This is a genomic window from Streptomyces sp. NPDC046900 (assembly GCF_040644975.1).
Lineage (GTDB): Bacteria > Actinomycetota > Actinomycetes > Streptomycetales > Streptomycetaceae > Streptomyces.
In genome coordinates, this window is the sequence record NZ_JBEYXD010000198.1 from 1 (window position 1) to 4,817 (window position 4,817).

3 protein-coding genes are annotated in these 4,817 nt (G+C 68.5%); all 3 read right to left on the bottom strand.

What is annotated here, in order from left to right:
• On the bottom strand, window positions 1-1,853 hold a 1,853-nt coding region (locus ABZ904_RS50575), incomplete at its 3' end, for an AAA family ATPase (protein ID WP_361831026.1).
• Between the two features lie 870 nt (window positions 1,854-2,723).
• Complete coding sequence (locus ABZ904_RS50580; RefSeq protein WP_359410891.1) at window positions 2,724-3,317, bottom strand: TetR/AcrR family transcriptional regulator; 594 nt, start codon at window positions 3,315-3,317, stop codon at window positions 2,724-2,726.
• 389 nt (window positions 3,318-3,706) lie between these two features.
• Window positions 3,707-4,069 (bottom strand): hypothetical protein, encoded by a 363-nt coding sequence (locus ABZ904_RS50585; protein ID WP_361831028.1) that lies wholly within the window; start codon window positions 4,067-4,069, stop codon window positions 3,707-3,709.
• Window positions 4,070-4,817 lie beyond the last annotated feature (748 nt).

Below are 4,817 nucleotides of genomic sequence, written 5' to 3' on the forward strand. Positions count from 1 at the left end.
TCCAGGCACAGGTGCATCAGTCCGGCCAGATGCCGGCGGGCCGAACCGCCGGCGCGGCCCTGCCGCACCACCCGCCAGGCGGCCTCGCGAACGTCACCGAGCCGATCGAGGTAGACAGCGGCTGTACCGGTCCTTGCTATCTCGACGGGATCGGTCTGCTGCGGCAGTTGTGCCAGGAGCCGGTCGAGCTCCTCGCGTGCCGCGGCGCCCGTGCGCGCCGGGTCGGAGAACGTCTTGGCCGCCGCGGACAGGGCCGGTGGAACTTTTGGCCTGAGCCGCTCCAGTGCGGCGTAGAAGGGATGCCACAGTTCCTGCCGCCCACCGTAGAAGCAGAGCAGCAGCAGGAGATGGAGGGCGTCGACGAGTGCTGCGTCCTGCGCGTCGTACCCGTGGGGGGTGTCCTCGATGGCGCCGACCAGCAGCCGGTGTGCCGTGTCGAGGTCGCTGTCGCCGTTGAGAAGCAGGACGGCCGCTGCGGCGGCGGAGTGCAGGGAGACCTGCACAGCGGGGTCGGCCTGCCGGGCGTCGTCGAGGAGTGCCTGTGCACTGCGCAGCGAGCCGGTGGACTCGGCGCCGATGTAGGCGGCTTCGGCCAGCCGCCGGCCGCGGGCGGGGCCGTGCGGGGTCAGGGCCGCGGACCTCGTCAGCGTCCGCACGCTCCCCACGGCGTCACCGCGTTGCAGGGTCAGGCGCGCGGCGTGTTCCAGGAGCGCGGCCACGTGCTCGTCCGGTTCCAGCGTCGCCTCGCCCAGATGCCAGGCCTGGCGCTCGGGCTGCTCCGCCAGGGCGTGGGCGAGCGCGCGGTGTGCCGCGTGCCGCGCGCCGCTCGCCGAGGTCTCCACGGCGGCGGAGCGAACCAGCGGGTGGCGGAAGGTCAGTCGCCGGGTACCCAGGTCGATATGCACCAGGTGAGCCCGTTCGGCAGGTGCGAGATCGTCCAGGACTTCCCCGGGGCCGGTCTGGCGCGCGGCCGCTTGCAGGACGCCGAGGTCGCCGGTCCCCTCCAGCGCTGCCAGCAGCAGCAGTCGCTGCGACCCGTCGGGCAGGCTGGCGATCCGGGAGCCGAAGAGTTCTCCCAGGCGTCGAGGGAGCGGCAGTACGGCGGGCAGCTCCTCCAACGCGGCAAGCTGCGCCGCGCGCAGCGCGGTGGGCAGCTCCAGCAGCGCCAGGGGGTTGCCCTGTGCGGCGGTCATCAGACGCTGGCGCACCCCGCCGACAAGGCGCGGGAACCGGGTGGTCAGCAGGTGGTCCGCCGCCTCCTTGTCCAAAGGCTCAAGCCCGTACTCCTGCAGTCCGCCGCTCTCATGCAAGGCCGGTGATTCCGAGCGCGCCGCGGCAAGCAGACTCACCTTGCTGCCGGTCATTCTCCGCGCCACAAAGTCCAGTACGGCGGCACTTGGCCGGTCGATCCAGGGAAGGTCGTCGATGACCACCAGCAGCGGCTGGTCGGCGGCGGCCTTCTGCAGCAGGACCAACGTGGCGTTGGAGACGACCAGCCTCTGCGGCGGTGGTCCGCTTTCGAAACCCAGCGCGACACAGAGGGCGTCGCGGTAGGTGTCCTCGAGGCAGTCCATTGCCTCCTGAAGCGGAAGGACGACCTGATTGAGGCCCGAGTAGCTGCAATCCGCCTCGAACTGTGTTCCAGTGGCGCGCAGCACCCGGGCCCCGGTCGCCGAGGCGGCCTCAGCGACCGCGTCCAGGACTGCCGACTTCCCGACCCCCGCCTGGCCCGACAGCAGCAACGCTCCGCCTTCGGCTCCAAGACCCAGCAGGTCATGGATCCGCTTCAGGTCCCTGCTGCGGCCGATCAGGGTGTCTGTCGCGGTTTGCCCGCGGGAGTCACCACTGCTCACCAACATTCTCCTATCAGCTTGACGAAGTTTGCGTATTCAAGGGCTACGGTGCGGCACCTGTCCTCACAGGAGCCGGCGCCCACGGCTGGGCCACCCCCTCGAAACCAGGCAACCGCCACGTCGGAACAAAGATCGGTCACGGCCGAAGTCCGCAGATCACCCTCGGGATCCCGAAAGCCATCAGACGCGGCCCGGGCCGTGCGGCGGCCCATGCGAAGCGACGCGAGTTCACGTGCAGCCCCACGCGGGAGAGGACCACAAATCCCGCAGGCGGCCGACGAGTTCCTCCCGGAGCATGCGGACCGACTCCACCGGCCGCAACAGGAACGACGAGTGCGCCAAGCACAACCGCCAGGTCCACCGGGACGCGCTCGGCCACGGCCCGGTGGAGCGGCAGCAAAATGGCCAGGTCCCCCTGGTGCTGGGCACCGTGGGCCAGGCGACCCGACTGAGAGGCTGGGCCATCGATGCCGGCGATGGGCGGCCGAGTGGAGCGACACACTGTTGCGCAACGTGCGCGTCCACATCACTGCACAGGACTTCCAGGGACCAATCCGCCGCGAGGTAGCCACTGTCAGCGCCGCCCTCAGCGGGCCGTGGACCTTCCAGCAGGGCGGACATACGCCGCCCGCCCAAAAGAGAACCGAACACCCACATCCTGCATCACGGCGGTGAGGTGGATGATGCACAGCACGTCGCCGGCTGTCGCGACAACTTCGGTATCAGGGCATGGGCCCCAGCCACCCTCACCCGATCGCAACTCCCGTTCGACGGAACCGTTCAAGATCGGAAAGGCACCGGCCTCCGACGCAGGCATCGGCCGACAGCCCCCGAAACCGTCACTCACAAACCAAGCCGGCGAATTCGGGATCAGGCAGCAGGCCACGCGGCTCCCAGCCCGTGTCGCTTCAGCCGTTCGGCGACCGCCTCCAGAATTTCGTCGGAGAATTCCGGGTCGGCTACGGCCCTGGAGATGAGCATCGCGCCGACCAGGGCGCTGAGGGTGAGCATCGCCTCGGCCTGCGCCTCCTCCTCGTCGTCACCCAGGCCGGCGATCAGGTCCAGGAATGTGCGGACGTGCTTCTCGTAGGTGGCTTTGAAGCTCTGGTCGCTGCTGCGCCCGGTGGCGGCGCCGAGGGTGACCAGGGCACATCCGGTGCCGGGCGCATCACGGTGCTGCTTGGCAAGGTAGGCGTCTATGAGCCCGGCCAGCGGCTGCTGCGTGTTCTTCCGCGCGGCCCGCTCCATCTTCGCCGAGCCCTCCGCCAGGGCCAGGGCCGCGGCCTGGGCGATCAGGTCGTCGCGGGAGGCGAAGTGCTTGTAGAAGCCGCCGTGCGTGAGTCCCGCCTCCTTCATCAGGTCCGCGATGCCCGGACGGGTCACGCCCTCCACGCGGACCTTGCGGGCCGCGATGCGCAGCACGCGCTCGCGGGATGCCGCCTTCTCCGCCTGTGAGTGACCCATCTTCGGCCTTCCTTTCGAGAAGTGACGCCTGCACGCCTGACAAGTGGATGCCGATCATCATACACATGCTTTGCATCGGTGAACTGAGCTACTCGCACTTGCTATCACTTCTGGATGTTGAACTAGGCCGCTGAGCTGTCGAGGTAGAGGCCGCAGGCGCAGTCCAGGCAGTCCTCAGGGCTGCCGGCGGGAAGGCCGCTGGGCAGCACGTTGTCGGCGCAGCCGTCTCGGCTGGCGAGGTAGAGCGCGAAGCTCCAGACATGCGCCCGCCACCCCGCCTCACGCCTCCTGGCTCAACCAGGTCGAGCTCGTCTTCTCGGCGCTGACCCGCGCCGCCCTTCGGGACAGCGACTTCATCTCTCGGACCGACCTGATCGAGAAGATGGACGCTACTTGACAGGTTGGCGGTGAATTCCGCCGACATGGACACCTGCCGGGCGGGCGGCGGCGTTGGCACCGCTGCGGCCATCAGCACTCACGGCGCTCGCTGCGTGGCGAAGGTGCTCGTGGTGGTGCCGGTAACTGTCGAGGTAGCGGGGGTGGGTGCCGTTACCGTCCACGAAGAGCGCCAGCTGGTCGGCGATCCACGGGGAGTAGTGCGCGTCGGTATTGGCGACGGCGACAGTGGCCCTTGGGGGGCCACTGTGCGGAAGCGCGAGGGCCGAGGCGGAACCTTCGGTGGCAAGAAGGGCCCCGCCGACGACCGCGGCTGAAACACCCATGATCGCGATACGCCGTATGAGGTGGCTCATGATCTTTCCTCCTTGAGTTGCCCACGGCTCCTTAGGCCCTGAGCGGTTGGCGGTGTTTTGGCGGTCAAGGCCGAAAGCGACTCAGCCATGCAGCGGCGCTCACGCGACTGCCTCTTGGTGCCCGGCCCCGAGCATGAGAGGCCTTCGAGGCTCTCGGGCCGGCCCACCCATGGGGCTCGACCGGCCACGACAAAATTTAGCTTGTGCACGAGCAAATCTCGAGCTCTTAAAGAGTGACAAAGTCGACGCTCGACCGGCAGCCCGAGGTCCCACGGACTTCCTTCCTGGCTGAACCAGACGCGCATACGCCCGAAACTCAGGCACCGATACCTGTGCGACGACGGCCTCGGCACTTCTGATGAGCGAGCACCGCTGCGTCCCATTTCCCGTACGCGTCGGCCCTGCCGCCGCCTCCTCGGGCGATGCAAGCCGGCTCCCAGGCGTGAGGGCCGGACCGCCCACGCCGGGCCCAAGCTGTCGCGGATACGATCGCCTGCCTTTTCAGCAACTAAGCGGGCTTCACGAGCCCAGTCCCGGCTGATCGGCTGGACGATCCGGCCCACGTGCTCGGCTTTGAGACACAAGCTGGCCAAGCGGCCGCGTGGGCAGGCTTGCGCATCGATCAGCCGGTAGTTCTGCCGGCTACTGCGAGTCCCGCACTCGTTGCCCGATGAGAGAGTGGCATCGTTAGGCTGCCAGCATGATTCGCGCTGTGATCTTTGATGTGGGCGAGTGCCTCGTGGACGAG

Excerpts from the sequence above, each read along its gene's own strand:
- ABZ904_RS50580 (WP_359410891.1), bottom strand. The coding sequence starts at position 3,317 with ATGGGTCACTCACAGGCGGAGAAGGCGGCATCCCGCGAGCGCGTGCTG.
- ABZ904_RS50585 (WP_361831028.1), bottom strand. The coding sequence starts at position 4,069 with ATGAGCCACCTCATACGGCGTATCGCGATCATGGGTGTTTCAGCCGCG.